Origin of the sequence: Salinimicrobium flavum, from assembly GCF_042684505.1 — a bacterium.
Taxonomy (GTDB): Bacteria; Bacteroidota; Bacteroidia; order Flavobacteriales; family Flavobacteriaceae; genus Salinimicrobium; species Salinimicrobium flavum.
In genome coordinates, this window is the sequence record NZ_JBHULT010000005.1 from 258,581 (window position 1) to 275,190 (window position 16,610).

A 16,610-nucleotide genomic window follows, 5' to 3' on the forward strand; every position below is an offset into this window, starting at 1 on the left:
AACAGGTACTTTTCATAGCCAATAGCCAATAGCCAATAGCTAAAAGCTAAAGGCCAATAGCTAACTACCTCAATACTCAATACTCAAGACTAACCTCACTTCAAATCGCGTTCACGCTCATTCCGCCATCGGCGACGATGTTTTGTCCTGTGATGTACGAAGATTTGTCCATGGCTAAAAAAGCTACAATACTGGCGATCTCATCTGCCTGTGCAACCCGCTTCATAGGGGTACGCTTAATGATGGATCTGGATCTTTCATCATCCCCCAGAACTCCTTCTGTTAACGGAGTGTGGGTATACCATGGGGAAACGGAATTTACCCTGATGTTATCTTCAGCCCATTCCACTGCGAGACTACGCGTTTGTTGCAGGAGTCCGGCTTTTGACATGGCGTATGGTGTGCCCGAGCCTACGTCCTGGGCGGCGGCTACAGAGCCTATGTTGATGATCTTGCCCCGATGTGCTTTCTTTAGCCATGGATGCATTTCCTGGCAAAGAATGTAGGGTGAGATAAGGTTTATCTCCAGTATCTTCCGGTATTCTTCTTCTGAATAGTCCAGGGCTTTTCTTCTAATGTTGATCCCGGCATTGTTCACCAGGATGGTGAGGGCTTTCCAGTTGTTGTTCATCCAGGACTGTATCTTTTGCCGGTCTTCGGGTATGGTGACATCGGCTACCATGCCTTTTACTTTATAGCTTTTCGTCAGCAGTTCATCTTCCAGTCTTATGATCTCTTCGCCGTCACGGGCGGTAAAGAGCACTTCTGCTCCCAGTTCCAGGAATTCCTGCACCACGGCTTTTCCTATTCCCTTTGATCCGCCGGTCACCAGGGCTGTTTGTCCTTTTAAATTCCACATAATCAATTGTTTTTTTAAATTTTCAGATATAAAAAGAGGCCACCCGGGCTGCTGTTGTCGAAAATTACAAACCGTACCAATCTAATGGCAGATCCGGAATTTTTGAGCAGCATCCATACAGGTGACCTCAAATTTTGCCTGTAAATATTATTTACAGACTTCTTCCTGTCAGTAATTTATAAATGATCAGAATGACAGCGATCACAATTAATATGTGTATGATACTGCCAAGGTCGGGGAAGGCAAAATATCCAATAAGCCATCCAATGATCAGTAAAACGATAATAAGCCAAATTAAATCTCTCATAGGTCGATTATTTGCGCAACCCATTGGTTGCTGGTTAGATTCTCTTTTTTTGCGAAGGTGTGGTTAGAACCTTGCAGGTTGGTTAAATTTCTGTTTTTTAACGCCTGTCACGGACTTACCGGACAGATTTTTAAATAAACCATTAATTAAATGTACGAAAGCTTTTATTTTTCGGCATATCCTTTAACGGAGGTTTAACCCTTTCTACAATTCTTCAATTATCAATAAACAATTGGCTAATTCGTGAATCGTGAATCGTTAATTCGGGAATCGTGAATCGATAATCGGGAATCGGGAATCGGGAATCGGGGATTGGGGATTGGTTAATTAGGGATTGGTTAATTGAAAACCTGGATTAACCCACAACCCACAACCCATAACTCACAAACAACAAACCACCAGGAACAGTGACTGCAGAATATTTACTATTTTCGCAGCATACCCATTTCTGAATGCGACATTCTAAAAATATTGCCATTGTAGGGACCGGATTGGTTGGATCCTTACTGGCACTTCACCTGAGGAGATCAGGTCATACCGTAACAGTTTTTGACCGCCGCCCCGATGTGCGGAAGGTGGAATTTTCGGGCCGCTCCATTAATTTAGCTATGTCCAACCGTGGCTGGAAGGCCCTGCGGGAAGCAGGGGTAGAGGAGGAGGTCCGGAAGCTGGCTATTCCACTTTATCAAAGGGCCATGCACGTGAACAGCAGCCCGGTGTACTTTCAGAAATACGGAAAGGAGGGAGAGGCGATCTATTCCATTTCCCGCGGGGTGCTTAACCGAAAGATGATCGACCTGGCAGAAGCGGCGGGAGCCGAATTCCGATTTGAGGAAAAGGTGTGGGATGTTGATCTTTCCGAAGCTAAACTTTACACAGGGGAATCTGAAAAAGGGGAGTGGAAGGAATACGACTTTGACCTGATCTTTGGGGCAGACGGGGCTTTCTCCCGCGTACGTCACAAAATGCAGCGACAGAGCAGGTTCAATTACTCCCAGCACTTCATTGATGTAGGATATAAAGAACTCAGGATCCCCGCCAATGCAGATGGCACTCATAAACTGGACAAGAATTCGTTTCACATTTGGCCGCGGGGGGAATTCATGCTTATCGCCATGCCCAACCTTGACGGCAGCTTTACCTGTACGCTATTTCTACCGTTCGAGGGGGAATATTCTTTCGAGACCATTACCACAGAAGCTGCTGCGGAAAAATTCTTTGCCGATTTCTTTCCTGATATACATGAAGAAATTTCCAATCTCACCCGTGACTTTTTCCGGAACCCTACCAGTGCCCTGGTGACGGTAAAATGCTTCCCATGGACCTATTACGACAAAATCGCTCTTGTTGGGGATGCCGCGCATGCTGTGGTGCCTTTCTTCGGGCAGGGGATGAATGCGGGATTTGAAGATATATCAGATTTGATGAATCTTCATGAAACTCATGATAATGACTGGGAAACCATTTTTAAGGAATACCAGGAAAGAAGAAAACCCAACGCCGATGCCATTGCTGAACTTAGCTACCGCAATTTCATGGAAATGAGCAGTAAGACTGCCGATCCCAAATTCTTACTTCGGAAGAAGATAGAAAAGAAGTTCGCTGAAAAACATCCCGAAAAATGGGTTCCGGTCTATTCCCGCGTCACCTTCTCTGATAAACCTTATTCCGAAGCATTAAAGACAGGCGACATGCAGGCGAAGATCATGGACTCAGTTATGTCACTCCCCGGTATCGCTGAAAAATGGGATTCTGAAGAAGTGGAGCAAAGGATACTTTCTTTACTGGAGGAATCGGGGAATCGTTAATTCGGGAATCGGAATTCGTTAATGTACCGTATCAATCTTACTATTTGAACCGTCATTGCGAGGGAGGGGACAACCCGATCGCGGCCTGCCTGCCGGCAGGCAGGCAATCTCCTCTAAGGGAGCTATTAGCTTTTAGCTATTAGCCGTTGGCTTTTGCTTTCTGAATCTTTGTAAATTAAGTGATTGGTTAATTCGGGATTCGGGAATTCGTTAATTCGGGAATGTACCGTATCAATCTTACTATTTGAACCGTCTTTGCGAGGGAGGGGACAACCCGACCGCGGCCTGCCTGCCTGCCGGCAGGCAATCTCCTCTAAGAGAGCTATTAGCTTTTAGCTATTAGCCGTTGGCTTTTGCTTTCTGAATCTTTGTAAATTAAGTGGTTGGTTATTTCGGGATCCGGGAATTCGTTAATTCGGGAATGTACCGTATCAATCTTACTATTTGAACCGTCTTTGCGAGGGAGGGGACAACCCGACCACGGCCTGCCTGCCGGCAGGCAGGCAATCTCCATCTGATTAGGCAGTATATTTTATCCATCTTCAAAGGGAAAAATGAACTCTCCGATAGGGGGATTGCCTACCTGCCGGCAGGCTTCAGTCGCCACCCGGCTCCCCTGCCTGCCGGCAGGTTCGCAAAGACGGAACCAAGAAAAGTTGCATAGGGCAATAATAATCAAACAATGATTCCTGTTAATTGATCATTGATAATTGATCATTGTTTGTTTCTGCCCACATTTTACTCCATTAATCATCCTCATCATAATCCATGTCCAGCTGCAGACTGTCATAAACGGCCTCCACATTCTTTTCATTTTCCATAAGAACGATCAGCGTATCCTCTTCCATTATCTGGGTTGCCCCGTTCGGGGTGAGAAATTTACCGTCACGGGAGATCATGGCGATAATGGCATTTCGGGGGAAATGAAGGTTTACGATCTTTTTACCTACTGAAAAATTGTCCGGGGGGATCGTGATCTCCCTGATGAGCGATTTGGTGCCGGCATTAAGAAAGGCGTCTACAGGGGAGATCTTTTTTACTTTTTTCGGAAGCGCGACATGCAGCCAGTCGGCTACCTTTGAAAGGGTGGTCCCCTGGATCAATACCGAACTCAGCGAAACAAAGAAAACTATATTGAAGATCATATGTGCCTTTTCGATCCCCGCGAGCAGGGGATAGGTGGCAAATACGATTGGAACAGCCCCTCTCAGTCCAACCCATGAGATATACCAGCGCCTGCGGGATTTCATTTTGAAGAAAGAAAGACTCAGGAAAACGGCAATGGGCCGTGCCACGAACATCAGAAAAGCCGAGATCAATATCCCCAAACCAAGAACCGGTAGAATATCGCTGGGGTAGACCAGCAATCCCAGGGTGAGGAACAGTACAATCTGCATGAGCCAGGCGAGACCGTCAAAGAACCTCATGATAGTTCTTTTGTGAATGATGTCATGGTTTCCCAGGTAAACCCCGCTGAGGTAGACAGCCAGGAATCCGTTTCCTCCCAGGTTATCGGTGGCCGAAAAGACCACGAACATCAGGGCGATGGCCAGCACCGGGTAAAGGCCTTCAAAATCAAGGGTGATACGGTTTATGAGCCATTTGCTGAGCTTTCCGAAGATAAGACCAAGGGCGGCACCAATAAGGATCTGTTGCAGGAAGAGCGGAATGATGGAAATTACACTCTGGTCCTGGTTCACCACCAGACCAAGAAAAGCGATGGTTAGGAAATAGGCCATGGGATCATTACTACCACTTTCCAGCTCCAGGGTAGGGCGCAGGTTGGCTTTTAAAGCCATGTTCTTTGACCTGAGTATGGAGAAAACCGCAGCAGCATCTGTTGAGGAAACAATGGCTCCCAGCAATAGGCCTTCAAAAATGGTAAAATCTGTGATGGCCCATACGAAAGTACCCACGCCCAGGGCGGTGAGAAGTACTCCCAGGGTAGAGAGGGAGATACCGTGCCACAGCACCGGTTTGATACTCTTCCAGCTGGTGTCCAGTCCCCCCGAAAATAATATGAAATTCAGGGATACAATCCCCACGAACTGCGCCAGTTGCGGATCATTGAATTCTATTTTCCCTATGCCCTCAGAGCCCGCCAAAATCCCAACTGCCAGGAAAAGAACCAGGGTGGGAACACCGAACTTATAGGAAGTTTTACCCGCCAGGATGCTGATGAGGAGTAATAGGGAACCAATAAGTAAAATATTTTCGGTGGTGATATCCATGGGTTAGGCAACAGATTTTTAGAGCCTGCAAGATAAATTTTATTGAGCTTTTGAGCATTAAAAAATGGTTAATGCCTGTCTTCCTTCAGCAGATGCGGAAATTTTCTTTTGAACTTATTGATACGGGGGATGGAAACATTTCTAATGTAGGGATCATTGGGGTTATTTTTCTCATAATCCTGATGGTAAGCCTCAGCTTTCCAGAACTTTTGAAAAGGCAATACTTCTACGGCAATAGGTTTGGAATATTCCTTTTGCAGCTGGTCTATTTTTTCCTCAATGATCTTCTTCTGCTCCTCGTTCTGGTAGAAAATAATGGAACGGTACTGGGAACCCATGTCAGGTCCCTGGCCATTCTTCTGCGTTGGGTCCATAGAACCGAAATAGACATCTGTGAGGGTAGCGAAATCTACCTTTTCAGGATCATAGATCACCTCCACGGCTTCTGCATGTCCTGTTTTCCCGGTATTGGAGGACTCATAGGTGGGATTTTTGGTGTGTCCTCCCGAATATCCCGAAATGGCTTCCTTAACCCCCTTTACGCTTTCATAGACGGCTTCCACACACCAGAAACATCCGCTGGCGAAATAGGCTTTTTTCAAGCCGTTCTGCGCAGGGACTTCCACAGGATCTGCCGTGGCAATTTCAGGCCGGGTGGCACTTTCTCCGGAAGGATTGCCGCAACCGGTATTGATGCCAAGCAGGAAACTTAGTGCAAGGAGGAATTTCATACTAGTCTTTTTTATAGGTTCCTTCCAGGGTCTTTTTACCGTAGATGGCATAATCTGTAGCTACTTGTCCGTCGGTTGAAAAACCTATCCAGTCAAGATCTGCACTACCGTCAGGGTTGAACTCCAGGGTGGCTACGGGAGTATCTGTATCGAAATCTTCCCAGGGAAGTTGCCTGTCAGGATCTTCATCCCTTGAGGCGGCCACAAAAAAGAGATCGGCGGTATTCTCCCCCGTCTTGACACTGCGCGCCGTTATGTAAACCTTGTCTTTTACGATGCACCACTCTGTAGCCGCATCAAAATCAACGTCTATACAGTTGCAGCTGCAATCTTCAGCAGGTTTATCATCGATCATTTTGCGGTAGCGACCGTTTATGGCTGTCACTTTTTTGGGATCTTCCTTTTCGGTCTGCACGGCATCCCTTTCTTCCTGGATATCACCCGGGGGAATGCTTTCGTTGGCTATGTTCTCCCTTTCGGAAGTTTGATTTGAAGGACGTTTCTCATCTTTACACGAGGCCATCAGGACCATAATCAGGATCACTATATACTTTTTCATGACTGGTAGGTTTTACCTGTTAAAGGTAAGTTTTCCGTGCTTGTTTTATGTGAAATAGATGTTAAGGGGAGTGGTTAATTGGGGATCGGTTAATTGGGGATTGGTTAATTCGGGAATCGATAAATCGGGAATCGGGAATCGGGAATCGTGAACCGGGAATCGGGAATCGTGAACCGGGAATCGGGAATCGTGAATCGTGAATCGGGAATCGGGAATCGGGAATCGGGAATCGGGAATCGGGAATCGGGAATCGGGAATCGTGAACCGAGACCGGTCTAAATGCCGGGCAGGTTCGTGAAACGGGGTTGGAATATTGGTAAATGATTCTCCTTCGTTGAAGATCAGGTGGCAAAAACCTCCTGTCCTCTGTCCTCTGTCCTCTGTCCTCTGTCCACTGTCCTCTTTCCTCTGTCCTCTGTCCTCTGTCCTCTTTCCTCTGTCCTCTGTCCTCTGTCCACTGACCTCTTTCCTCTTTCCTCTGTCCACTAATTCGTTAATTCGGGACCCGTCTAAAAGCCGGGCAGGTTCGTGAAATCAGAATTGGAATATTGGGAAATGATTCTCCTTCTTTGAAGATCAGGTGGCAAAAACCTCCTGTCCTCTGTCCTCTGTCCTCTGTCCACTGACCCTCTTTCCTCTGTCCTCTGTCCTCTGACCTCTGTCCACTAATTCGTTAATTCGGGACCCGTCTAACAGCCCGGGCTGGTTTGTGAAATCGGGGTTGGAATATTGGTAAATGATTCTCCTTCGTTGAAGATCAGGTGGCAAAAACCTCCTGTTCACTGACCTCTTTCCTCTGTCCACTGACCTCTTTCCTCTTTCCTCTTTCCTCTTTCCTCTGTCCTCTGTCCACTGACCTCTGTCCTCTGTCCGCTGTCCTCTCAACGAAAAAAGTTTTAAAAACAAAAAAACCCCTCATTTTCATGAAGGGTTGTAATGTGTAAGGCAATTTCTGATTAGAACTTAGCGAACATTTGGTTCATTTTTTCTCTTTCTTCTTTTGCAAGCTCCTCATCTACAAGAATTCTTCCACTGTGTTCATCTGTGATGATCTTTCTGCGACCTGCGATCTCCATTTGCACCTGTGGCGGGATAGTGAAGAAAGAACCTCCTGAAGCACCTCTTTCAATAGGCACAACGGCAAGGCCGTTCTTTACGCTGCCACGAATCCTTCTGTAGGCATTCACAAGGCGCTCCTCGATCTGCTTCTGGAATTCTTCAGATTTGGCCATAAGGGCTTTCTCTTCTTTTTCGGTTTCAGCAAGGATCTCATCCAGTTCCCCTTTTTTGTGGGTAAGGTGTTTTTGACGCTCTTCCACACGCTCTTTGGTCTGCTCGATCACTTCTTTCTTTTGATCGATCTGTGCCCGGTATTCTTTGATCTGCTTCTCGGCAAGTTCTATTTCCAGTTCCTGGAACTCGATCTCCTTTGAAAGCGCATTGAATTCACGGTTGTTACGAACGTTCTTTTGCTGTTCTGTATATTTCTTGATGGCGGCTTTTGCCTCCTCAATAAGATTTTTCTTGGCAAGTATGTCCTGGTCGATCACCTCAAGATCTGCATCCATTTTTTCCAAACGGGTGTTCAGGCCTGCTACTTCATCTTCCAGATCTTCTACCTCCAGCGGAAGTTCACCTCGTACATTTCTTATCTCATCCACGCGGGAATCTATAAGTTGAAGATCGTACAACGCTCTTAACTTCTCTTCTACAGTAACATCTGTTTTTTTTGCCATAGTTAAAAATACTTGATAGGATTGGTATCGGTGTTTGATAAAACGACTGCAAAATTAGCAAAATTTTTCTTAAGATAAGAGCTTAAGAGGTTTTTTGTGTACTGCTCACTTTCATAGTGCCCAATGTCTGCCAGCACCAGTCTTTGTTCGGCTTTATAGAAGTCGTGGTACTTAAGGTCGGCCGTCAGATAGATGTCGGCTCCTGCATTTGCAGCCTTATCGATGGCAAAGCTTCCGCTGCCACCCAAAACAGCCACTTTTTTAATGGGTTTTTGAAGCAAAGCCGAATGCCTTATGCAACCCGTTCCAAAGATTTTTTTAACCCGTTCCAAAAATGCGGTTTCTGAAGCTTCTTCCTCCAGTTCGCCTATCATTCCCATTCCAATGTGTTGATTCCGGTTCTCCAGGGTGGTCACTTCATAGGCAACCTCTTCATAAGGATGGCTCTCGAAAAGGGCTTTTAATACCTTTCCTTCCAGGTGCTTCGGAAAGGTCATTCCTATTTGAACCTCTTCTTCAAAATGGGTTTTGCCTTTTTCGCCAATAACAGGGTTGGAATCTTCATTTCCGCGGAAAGATCCGTTGCCCTCAAGGTTGAAACTGCAGTGATCATAGTTCCCAATACTACCTGCCCCGGCAGAGAACAAGGCCTCCCTGACCTTTCCGGCATTAGCCCGTGGTACAAAGGTGATGAGTTTTTTTATGGTCGATTTCTGCGGAATAAGTATCCTTCGGTTGATGAGGTTCAGCTGTTCACAGATCATGTTGTTCACCCCTTTAAAATGATTGTCGAGCGCCGTATGGATGGCGTAAATAGCCACGTCATTTTTTAAAGCTTTCAGCACCGCCCGCTCTACGTAATTTGATCCGTTAAGGCGTTTAAGTCCTGAAAAGATAATGGGATGAAAACTCACGATGAGGTTGCAGTTCTTTTCAATAGCCTCATCTACCACCTCCTCGAGGGTGTCAAGGGTGACCAGGGCCCCCGTGGCCTCCCATTCCGCAGAGCCGGTCAAGAGGCCTACATTGTCAAAATCTTCGGCGTAGTTGAGGGGTGCAAGATCTTCAAGTGCAGTTATGATGTCTTTTATGAGCATAAAATGATTTTGTATCGGAAGATACCAAAGATAAAAATTAGTTGTTAGTGGTTTGTGGTTAGTCCCGGATAATAATCATTCCATCTTTCAAACAAAAAAATTACCTTCGCTTCATGTCTGCAGCCCGAAAACTTCTTTACCCGTTTTCCCTCCTGTACGGTGGGGTTATGTTACTTCGGAATAAATTATATGACCGGGGAATTTTTTCTTCGGAAGAATATGAACTGCCGGTCATCGCCGTAGGGAATCTTAGTGTTGGCGGCACCGGAAAGACCCCCATGGTAGAGCACCTTATCACTTTACTGGCCGAAGATTACCGGGTAGCCACGCTAAGCCGGGGCTATAAAAGGAGCAGCAGCGGATTCCGGCTGGTTACCGGGAAAGAATCTGCAGCCGAAGTGGGGGATGAGCCCCTGCAGTTCAAGACCAAGTTTCCCAAAGTGATGGTGGCTGTTGATGAGGTTCGTACCCATGGAATAGGGCAACTGTTGAACCAGGCACAGCCGCCGGAAGTCATCATTCTGGATGATGCTTTCCAACACCGCAAAGTAAAAGCAGGTTTCTATATCCTGCTTACCCCTTACAATGACCTTTACAGCGATGACCTGGTCCTGCCGGCCGGAAACCTGCGGGAACCAAAATCGGGGGCCCGGCGTGCAGATGTGGTGGTGGTTACCAAATGTCCGCCTTCGCTGGAAGAACAGGAAAAAAAGAAGATCGCAGACCGACTAAAGATCAATGCCGGGCAGGATTTGTATTTTTCAAGTATCTCCTATAGCGATAAAGTGATGGGTATAGATACAACCTTGAATCTTGACGAGCTCAAAGTAAAGTCATTTGTTTTGGTTACCGGTATTGCGAATCCTGCGCCCCTGGTAAAACATCTAAAAGACCGTGGGCTTAGCTTTGAACATAAAGCCTTTCCTGATCATCATAACTTTACGGCCGCTCAAATAAAGGAATTGCAAAAGGAAGAACTACTCCTTACCACCGAAAAGGATTTTATGAGGCTTAAAAATGAGCTTCCCGGCCCTGGTTTATTCTATCTTCCTATTACCACCGAATTCCTGGGGGACAGGAAAAAATTCGAAAATTCCATCAACAGTTTCGTTAGAAAATTTTAGTCCGTTCTATTAGTTATGGACAAAAAAAAATGAGACCGTGGAAAGTCTCATTTTTTATCTTGGCTAATTCAAACTATTTTTTCTCAATAATTCGAGTAAGCTTAAAATCAAACCTCATGCCAAAAATTAAACTGTAGCTTTTTCCTGACTAAGGTATTTGTTTATTTTCTGGAAGAACTCCTCTGTTTTATAGGGTTTAGGGATGATATCATTAAATCCGTTAAGATAAAATTCATCCAGATTTTCGTCGAGGGTTACCGCAGTTAGGGCGATGATTGGGATGTTTTCATTGAACTTTCTGATCTCTATGGTGGCTTCTATTCCACTTATTCCCGGCATGTGGATGTCCATAAGGATAAGATCAAAATGATTGTTCTTTACCTTTTCCACGGCGACGGAGCCGTTATCGGCCACATCACAGATCACTTTATGTTTTTCAAGGATTTTTCTGGTGATCATCTGGTTGATCTTGTTGTCTTCAACCACCAGGATCCTTTTGTGGTGCATGATATCGTTGCTTAGCAGCTGCGGAATTTCCTGCTTATTGTCTTTGCTTGCCGGTGGTGCAGCCTCAAGGGCCTCAAAACCGAGGTCGAAATAGAACAGGGAACCTTCCCCCAGCTCACTTTCCAGATGGATCTCACTGTCCATAAGGTTCAGGAGGTTCTTAACGATCGAAAGCCCGAGTCCTGTTCCACCGAATTTCCTGTTAATCTGCAGGGAGCCCTGGGTGAAATTCTCAAAAATGGCTTTTTGTTTCTCTTTACTGATGCCTTCCCCGGTATCTTGTACCTCAAACCTTAACAATATACGGGAGTCGGTTTGACTGAGTTTTTTGACCCTTACCCAAATATCCCCTGCTTCGGTGAATTTTATTGAGTTTCCAATAAGGTTGATCAGGATCTGCGAGATCTTGAGAGGATCCCCTTTTAATTTCCTTGGAATTGCCTGGTCAAATTCCAGGTGGAGCTCTGTTTTCTTGTCTTCAGCCGAATTCTTCAGGGCAACAAGCACATCTGAAATTCGTTTTTGAAGATTAAAGGAACTGTCCAATATTTCCACTTTTTTGGCCTCGAGCTTATTTAGATCAAGGATATTGTTGATAAGGGAAAGCAGGTATTCTCCCGAAAATTTCAGGGAGTTCAAGTGTTCTTTCTGATTTTCTGTAGGGCTTTCTTCCAGCAGCAGGTGAGTGAGTCCCGTTACGGCGTACAGTGGCGTCCTTAATTCGTGGGTAATGGTTGAAAGGAATTGTGCCTTAGCCAGGGAAGCCTTTTCGGCATTTTCCTTGGCAGTCACCAGTTCAGAATTCTTTTTCTGCAACAGGTCGTTCGCACGGGCCCTCAGGTTATTATTCTTGTATAAAGACAGAGTGAGCAACGAAAGAATGGTGATGAGCGCAACACTTAGAATTGTGGTGAGTTTATTCACCTTTAGTGTCCTTTCATTCTCCTCATTTCGTTTACTGATCTCATTCATCGCGCTTTTCATGGCATCCAAACCATACCTTGCAGTAGCATCTGTGGTAATGGCTTCCCTGTTTAGGTCGTAGATCGAGTCCTTCATTTGGTTACTCGACTTCAGGTAACTAAGGGATTCCTTGTAATTTCCCGCTGCTTCATGTAATTCGCTCAGCAACCCTGTAGCGTACCATATCATACTGCCAAAATCGTTCTTTTGAGCAATCTTAAGGCTCTCCTGAAGATTGGAAAGAGCTAAATCATAGAATCCCAACAACTGGTTTGCCCTTCCGCGGTAAAAATGCAAACGGGAGATCTCGTACTTAAGATCATTACTTTTCAGTTTCTCTTCGGCTTCACTGAACAACCTGAGAGCGGCACGGGGTTCTTTGGAAACATTGAGCAGCAGTATCCCCCTGTTCAACTCAACGATACCGATGCCTTCGGTATTATCCAGTTTGGTATAAAGATCCCGGGACAGGTTAAAATATTCGTTTGCCCGATCGTAATTTTTCTTATGAGTAAATATCTTTCCGAAGTTGACATAACTATAAGCGAGCCCTTCTTCATCCCCTATTTCTCTCTGAATGGAGATAGCCCGTTGCAGTTCTGTAGAAGCTTTGTCGTTCTCCCCCCTCACATAGTAAAGTTGCGCCATGATGCTGCTGGAATGTGCGATCAAACGCTGGTGTTCAATAGAGCGGGCAAGGTCCAGCGCCGTGGTGAGTTGGGTCAGGGCAGTATCAAAGTCAACGCTGTTGATAGATTCTTCAGCATCGCTAAGTAACTGCTCGATAGTAGCGTTAATTTCTTCTTTCTCCTGTAGGGATCTTTCCTGCCTGGCGTAGGAAATAGAAAAGAGAAGAAAAGCCACTACGCAAATTAGTAATTTGTTCATTGGGGACGTAGATAACTGGGCTAAATATAATTATTTATATGGAAACTCGTGAAATTAAATCAATAAGACGGCTGGAGTAAGCAAATTCATTGTCATACCAACCAATGATCTTCACCAGATTTCCACCCACCACCGAGGTCATTTGGGCATCAAATACACAGGAGTGGGGATTGCCGTTTATGTCTATAGAAACTATGGGATCCTCTGTGTATTCGAGATAGTTGGAAAGTTCGTTTTGGGAAGCCTTTTTAAAAGCGCTGTTGATCTCTTCAATGGTAGTAGGTCTTTCCACGTGAAGGGTCATGTCTGTAAGGGAACCATTTGGAACGGGAACCCTTATTCCGCAACCGCCAATCACTTCACTCAGATCGGGGAAAACTTTGGTCAATGCCTTGGCTGCTCCCGTGGTGGTAGGAACGATAGATTGAGCCGCGGCACGGGCCCTTCTCAGGTCCTTGTGGGGCTGATCATGCAGGCTCTGATCTGTCGTGTAGGAATGTACGGTAGTAATGTATGCCTGTTTCACCCCTAGCAGTTCATGGATCACCTTGAGCATCGGTGCGGCATTATTGGTGGTGCAGGAGGCATTCGAAATAATCTTTTCGCTGCCGTCGAGAATATCTTCATTGACTCCCAGAACCACCATTTTAATGGAATCATCCTGAGGGGGCGCTGAAAGGATCACTTTTTTCACCCCTTCCTGAAGATGGGGCTCCAGTTCTTTTGCAGTCTTGAATTTGCCGGTGCAATCTATGACGATATCCACTTCATGACTTGACCAGTCTATTTCTGCGGGGTTGGGTTTGTTCAGCACCGGAGTGTTTTTTCCGTCCACTACAATACCTGAATCTTTGGCGGAGACCTCTTTTTTCAGGACTCCGTGGATACTGTCGTACTTGAGAAGGTGCGCCAGCGTGGTCGCCGGTGCAAGATCATTGATCGCCGCTACTTCAATTGAAGGATGATCCAGGATCAGCCTGAAAAGATTCCGGCCTATGCGGCCAAAGCCGTTGATCCCTATTCTAATCTTTCCTGCGGAAGATTTTTTCTCCAGCATTAGGTAAGGTGTTTCCAGGCTTTATAAGAAGATCTCACAAGTGCACCGCTTTCTACGTGCCTGAAGCCAAGGTCTAATCCTATCTCTTCGTATTTCTTGAACTGTTCTGGGGTGACGAACTCTTTCACCGGCAAATGCTGCTTACTCGGCTGCAGATATTGACCAATGGTTACCACGTCAATACGGGCATCTTTAAGGTCGTGAAGTGTCTGGATCACTTCATCTTCGGTTTCTCCCAATCCAAGCATGATCCCTGACTTGGTCCTGTTGATCCCTTGTTCTTTAAGATATCTCAAAACCTCAAGGCTACGTTCATATTTTGCCTGTATTCTCACCTCCCGGGTCAGCCTTTTAACGGTTTCCATGTTGTGGGAAACGATCTCGGGATTCACCTCGATTATACGGTCTATGTTTCTTTCGACTCCCTGAAAATCAGGAATTAGCGTTTCAAGTGTGGTTCCCGGGCTCATTCTGCGGATGGCTTTCACCGTCTCGGCCCAGATGATAGAACCCATATCCTTAAGATCATCGCGGTCTACGCTCGTGATCACCGCATGTTTGATGTTCATTAATTTGATGGAACGGGCCACTTTTTCGGGTTCATCCCAATCGATGGTTTCCGGCCGACCGGTTTTTACCCCACAAAATCCACACGAACGTGTGCAGATATTCCCCAGGATCATGAAAGTGGCGGTACCTTCTCCCCAACATTCTCCCATATTGGGACAGCTTCCGGAGGTACAAATTGTGTGAAGATTATATTTGTCTACCACTCCTCTCAGTTCGGTATATTTTTTACCGGTGGGAAGTTTTACCCGTAACCACTTGGGTTTCGGGGTTCTTTGGGTAGAAATTTCTTTTGTTTCCATAGAGAATTTTCTTGGCGGCAAAGATACAATAAATCACTGAAAAGCCTAACGTCAGATGGTCTGTTATCAGTTGTCAGTTATCAGATGTATGCCTTTTTATCGGAGCACGCATGTGGGTGAATTGACGGGTAAGGAGGGAAGTGGCACACTGTATTTTTATTTCGATCATTTCGTCCCGGTTATTTCGCTGTCACTTCTCCGCAACTTTAAGGGAGTTACCCTTTTCTGTTCTCAATGACCTGCGCCAGGAGTTTTTTGGCTCTTAATAGTTTCACCTTTACATTGTTCATGGGCTCCTGTAGACTGGCGGCGATCTCCTTGTAGCTCATTTCCTGGAAATACCTGAGGTGAATGACCTGCTGGTAATGCGGCTGCAGTTTTTTTATGTCGCGAAGCAGCTGGGCAAGGTTCTGTTCGGTGATGAGGGTGTCTTCAATGCTGGGAGCGTCATCGGCTATCTTGTGCACTCTTTCATCTTCCTCGTCTGTAGTTCGCGACCTTATGGAGGCCTTCTTTTTTCTTATAAGGTCAACATGAAGGTTCTTGGAAATGGTAAAAAGCCATGTCTTAAAAGAATAATCAGGATCGAAGGAATCGATCTTGTCAAAAGCCCTGGAAAAGGTCTGGATGGTGATGTCTTCAGCGTCATTCTCATTTTGGGTCCGCTTTAGTTGGAACCCATATACATCATTCCAGAATTTGTCCAGCAGGTAATTGAAAGCCGCCTGTTTCCCCTTTTTTGCCTTTTCTATTTGCTGCTGAAGTTCTATTTCCAATGAGTAGGTTTTGAGACTAAATTAGCAATAAATATACCTAATTGCGCCCATACCAGGAACAGTTCCAGGAACGGAAACAGCCAAAAAAGATCGGTTTCGCCAAATTTCTCCCCAGATTTATAAAAGACCAACCCCTGTACGATAAGGCGCACGGCGAGGAAGGCCAGGGCCATTTGCCAGAAGCTGGTGAAAAGCAGAATGAAGAACAGCACCCAGAACAGCAGCTGAGTAACATAAAAGAGCCCCAACAGTAACCTGTGTTTCTTTTTATAATGTCCGGCTACCGAAACATGCCTTCTTTTCTGACGTATCCAGGATTTCAGGTCCTTTTTCGGGATGCTCCTGGTAATTCCCGAAGCAGTAGTGCAAATGCCTGTATTGTGTTTGTTGGCTGCCCCGTTAACGAATAGATCATCATCACCCGATCGTAAATGCAGATGAGTGGCAAACCCGTTCTGGTTGTAAAATTCGGTTGAGGTATAGGCAAGATTTCGGCCTACCCCCATATAAGGCATTCCCCAGCGGGCATAAGAGAAATACTGGATCGCTGTAAAAAGTGTCTCGAAACGTATCAATTTGTTGAGCAGGGATCGGGTTTCAATGAAATAACCGCCGTAACCAAGAATAATATCTTTTTGCAGGGAAAAATGAGCGCTCATTTCCGTCAGCCAGTGAGGGGTCTCCGGACTGCAGTCAGCGTCGGTAAATAAAAGGTAGGGTCTTTTGGCTTTTTTGATACCCAGGGTAAGAGCGTATTTCTTATTGGCCCAGAAAGCTTCATTATTCTGCACATCTACGATCTTTACGCGCGCATCATGGCGTTGAAATTCTTCAATGACCTCCAGCGTTTCGTCTGTGGAGGCGTCATTAATGATCACCACTTCAAAATCGGGGTGGTCCTGTGCGAGGATCTTCGGAAGGAAATTCCGCAGGTTTTCGGCTTCGTTCTTAGCGCAAATGATCACTGAAACCGGGAGGTTCCCGGTGATTTGTGGTCTTTCAGAAGCAGAAAAAGCAAATTTAAAGAACCCCAGGTAATAACACAGGTTGATCAGGCCAATAATTACAAAGGCAATAAAGAGGAGGAGCATTAAGAAA

Annotated in this window: 14 protein-coding genes; 2 read left to right on the plus strand and 12 right to left on the minus strand. The window is 45.6% G+C overall.

Annotation, left to right across the window (positions count from 1 at the left end):
* Nucleotides 1-100: 100 nt before the first annotated feature.
* Together ACFSTG_RS01615 and ACFSTG_RS01620 are read right to left on the minus strand one after the other, a co-directional pair.
* Entirely contained in the window at nucleotides 101-859 is a 759-nt protein-coding gene (locus ACFSTG_RS01615; RefSeq protein WP_380747805.1) for an SDR family oxidoreductase, read from the minus strand.
* A gap of 151 nt (nucleotides 860-1,010) precedes the next feature.
* Nucleotides 1,011-1,166: a lmo0937 family membrane protein gene (locus ACFSTG_RS01620; RefSeq protein ID WP_380747807.1), complete on the minus strand. Its 156-nt coding sequence runs from the start codon at nucleotides 1,164-1,166 to the stop codon at nucleotides 1,011-1,013.
* Between the two features lie 452 nt (nucleotides 1,167-1,618).
* On the opposite strand from ACFSTG_RS01620, the gene ACFSTG_RS01625 reads away from it, so the two are divergent.
* Nucleotides 1,619-2,974: an FAD-dependent oxidoreductase gene (locus tag ACFSTG_RS01625; protein ID WP_380747810.1), complete on the plus strand. Its 1,356-nt coding sequence runs from the start codon at nucleotides 1,619-1,621 to the stop codon at nucleotides 2,972-2,974.
* Nucleotides 2,975-3,720: 746 nt separating this feature from the next.
* Here the strand turns inward: ACFSTG_RS01625 and ACFSTG_RS01630 are convergent.
* The 5 genes from ACFSTG_RS01630 to ACFSTG_RS01650 all read right to left on the minus strand — a co-directional run bounded on the left by ACFSTG_RS01630 (nucleotide 3,721) and on the right by ACFSTG_RS01650 (nucleotide 9,328).
* Nucleotides 3,721-5,205, minus strand: a complete 1,485-nt coding sequence (locus tag ACFSTG_RS01630; RefSeq protein WP_380747812.1) for a potassium/proton antiporter — start codon at nucleotides 5,203-5,205, stop codon at nucleotides 3,721-3,723.
* 68 nt (nucleotides 5,206-5,273) lie between these two features.
* Nucleotides 5,274-5,936, minus strand: coding sequence for a peptide-methionine (S)-S-oxide reductase MsrA (gene msrA / locus ACFSTG_RS01635; protein ID WP_380747814.1), 663 nt, complete (start codon nucleotides 5,934-5,936; stop codon nucleotides 5,274-5,276).
* A 1-nt stretch (nucleotide 5,937) separates the two neighbouring features.
* Nucleotides 5,938-6,495, minus strand: a complete 558-nt coding sequence (locus ACFSTG_RS01640) for a hypothetical protein (protein WP_380747816.1) — start codon at nucleotides 6,493-6,495, stop codon at nucleotides 5,938-5,940.
* A 956-nt stretch (nucleotides 6,496-7,451) separates the two neighbouring features.
* Nucleotides 7,452-8,231, minus strand: a complete 780-nt coding sequence (locus ACFSTG_RS01645) for a zinc ribbon domain-containing protein (RefSeq protein ID WP_380747818.1) — start codon at nucleotides 8,229-8,231, stop codon at nucleotides 7,452-7,454.
* Between the two features lie 2 nt (nucleotides 8,232-8,233).
* Nucleotides 8,234-9,328: a Nif3-like dinuclear metal center hexameric protein gene (locus tag ACFSTG_RS01650; protein WP_380747820.1), complete on the minus strand. Its 1,095-nt coding sequence runs from the start codon at nucleotides 9,326-9,328 to the stop codon at nucleotides 8,234-8,236.
* Between the two features lie 113 nt (nucleotides 9,329-9,441).
* Between ACFSTG_RS01650 and lpxK the strand changes: the two genes are divergently transcribed.
* The gene (gene lpxK / locus ACFSTG_RS01655; RefSeq protein ID WP_380747822.1) at nucleotides 9,442-10,452 is read left to right on the plus strand and encodes a tetraacyldisaccharide 4'-kinase; all 1,011 of its coding nucleotides are present in this window, start codon (nucleotides 9,442-9,444) and stop codon (nucleotides 10,450-10,452) included.
* Nucleotides 10,453-10,578: 126 nt separating this feature from the next.
* Here the strand turns inward: lpxK and ACFSTG_RS01660 are convergent, their stop codons facing one another.
* From ACFSTG_RS01660 to ACFSTG_RS01680, 5 genes are all read right to left on the minus strand, one after another.
* Entirely contained in the window at nucleotides 10,579-12,810 is a 2,232-nt protein-coding gene (locus ACFSTG_RS01660) for a response regulator (RefSeq protein WP_380747824.1), read from the minus strand.
* Between the two features lie 34 nt (nucleotides 12,811-12,844).
* On the minus strand, nucleotides 12,845-13,867 hold the full coding sequence (gene gap / locus ACFSTG_RS01665; protein ID WP_380747826.1) for a type I glyceraldehyde-3-phosphate dehydrogenase: 1,023 nt from the start codon (nucleotides 13,865-13,867) through the stop codon (nucleotides 12,845-12,847).
* Entirely contained in the window at nucleotides 13,867-14,736 is an 870-nt protein-coding gene (gene lipA / locus ACFSTG_RS01670; RefSeq protein WP_380747828.1) for a lipoyl synthase, read from the minus strand. The genes gap and lipA overlap by 1 nt, the downstream gene beginning before the upstream one ends.
* Nucleotides 14,737-14,951: 215 nt before the next feature.
* A complete protein-coding gene (locus tag ACFSTG_RS01675; protein ID WP_380748416.1) occupies nucleotides 14,952-15,506 on the minus strand; it encodes an RNA polymerase sigma factor in 555 nt (184 codons plus the stop codon).
* Nucleotides 15,503-16,603 (minus strand): glycosyltransferase, encoded by a 1,101-nt coding sequence (locus ACFSTG_RS01680; RefSeq protein WP_380747830.1) that lies wholly within the window; start codon nucleotides 16,601-16,603, stop codon nucleotides 15,503-15,505. Before ACFSTG_RS01680 ends, ACFSTG_RS01675 begins: the two co-directional genes overlap by 4 nt.
* Between the last annotated feature and the right edge of the window lie 7 nt (nucleotides 16,604-16,610).

Excerpts from the sequence above, each read along its gene's own strand:
- ACFSTG_RS01615 (WP_380747805.1), bottom strand. The coding sequence starts at position 859 with ATGTGGAATTTAAAAGGACAAACAGCCCTGGTGACCGGCGGATCAAAG.
- ACFSTG_RS01620 (WP_380747807.1), bottom strand. The coding sequence starts at position 1,166 with ATGAGAGATTTAATTTGGCTTATTATCGTTTTACTGATCATTGGATGG.
- ACFSTG_RS01625 (WP_380747810.1), top strand. The coding sequence starts at position 1,619 with ATGCGACATTCTAAAAATATTGCCATTGTAGGGACCGGATTGGTTGGA.
- ACFSTG_RS01630 (WP_380747812.1), bottom strand. The coding sequence starts at position 5,205 with ATGGATATCACCACCGAAAATATTTTACTTATTGGTTCCCTATTACTC.
- msrA (WP_380747814.1), bottom strand. The coding sequence starts at position 5,936 with ATGAAATTCCTCCTTGCACTAAGTTTCCTGCTTGGCATCAATACCGGT.
- ACFSTG_RS01640 (WP_380747816.1), bottom strand. The coding sequence starts at position 6,495 with ATGAAAAAGTATATAGTGATCCTGATTATGGTCCTGATGGCCTCGTGT.
- ACFSTG_RS01645 (WP_380747818.1), bottom strand. The coding sequence starts at position 8,231 with ATGGCAAAAAAAACAGATGTTACTGTAGAAGAGAAGTTAAGAGCGTTG.
- ACFSTG_RS01650 (WP_380747820.1), bottom strand. The coding sequence starts at position 9,328 with ATGCTCATAAAAGACATCATAACTGCACTTGAAGATCTTGCACCCCTC.
- lpxK (WP_380747822.1), top strand. The coding sequence starts at position 9,442 with ATGTCTGCAGCCCGAAAACTTCTTTACCCGTTTTCCCTCCTGTACGGT.
- ACFSTG_RS01660 (WP_380747824.1), bottom strand. The coding sequence starts at position 12,810 with ATGAACAAATTACTAATTTGCGTAGTGGCTTTTCTTCTCTTTTCTATT.
- gap (WP_380747826.1), bottom strand. The coding sequence starts at position 13,867 with ATGCTGGAGAAAAAATCTTCCGCAGGAAAGATTAGAATAGGGATCAAC.
- lipA (WP_380747828.1), bottom strand. The coding sequence starts at position 14,736 with ATGGAAACAAAAGAAATTTCTACCCAAAGAACCCCGAAACCCAAGTGG.
- ACFSTG_RS01680 (WP_380747830.1), bottom strand. The coding sequence starts at position 16,603 with ATGCTCCTCCTCTTTATTGCCTTTGTAATTATTGGCCTGATCAACCTG.